Annotated in this window: 1 protein-coding gene; it reads right to left on the bottom strand. The window is 68.5% G+C overall.

Translation table 11 applies throughout. The features are described 5' to 3' along the window. On the bottom strand, positions 1–815 hold an 815-nt coding region (locus tag RJ1_RS45080), incomplete at both ends, for an RNB domain-containing ribonuclease (protein WP_143169624.1).

An 815-nucleotide genomic window follows, 5' to 3' on the forward strand; every position in this document is an offset into this window, starting at 1 on the left:
CCCGCACTCGGCGGTGCAGCTCGCTGACCACCTCACCGATCGGGTCACGTGCCGCCGCGGCCGCCAGCACCTTCGCCCACCGTTTCGAGTCGAGACCCTCGAGTTCGCCGGCGGCGACGACCTGCGCGGTCACCCTCCGGTCGCGGGCCTTGAAGTGCGCTGCCTTCTCGTCCCGGTCCGCGGCGATACGCCGGTTGATATCAGCGGCGAGGTTGCCGAGTTGCTCTGTGGTGTACGGGGCAGGCCCGCCGTCGAGGTGGGCGAAGATCACCCGTTGGGTGATCAGGTCCGACACCCTGCGCAGCGGCGACGTCGCGTGCGTGTACGCCGCCAACCGAAGCCCGTGATGGCCGTGCACCGTCGGGGCGTACGTGGCAGCACGATACGACGATTGCAGACGCGAACGCAGCTTCTCGAACAGCACCGGGTCCGTCATCGCCACCGCAACCTCCGCCGCGAGGTCCTCCGTGCTGCCCGCGGTCACCGCGCTGCGGTGATTGCGGAACAGGACCGGAAGATCCTCCTGCACGCACCACATGGCGATCGCCTCGTTGGCTGCGATCATCAATTCCTGCACAATCACGTATCCCACCGTGCGCTCGTCCAGTGGGATCGGCACGATCCCGCCTTCCTCGGTGGAACCCCACCCGTGCGCGAGATCGTAGAGCGCGAACGCGCCGGACCTGCGACGTCCCCGAAGCAGCACCTGCGCGGCGTCATTCGCGGCTCGCACACCCTCGTGCAGCGGGTCGTCAACCGACCCGAGAATCCGTGTGATCTGCGCATGATCGACCGCGACGCACCTCCCGGCCGGC

The organism is Rhodococcus jostii NBRC 16295 (genome assembly GCF_001894825.1).
Classification (GTDB): Bacteria; Actinomycetota; Actinomycetes; order Mycobacteriales; family Mycobacteriaceae; genus Rhodococcus_F; species Rhodococcus_F jostii.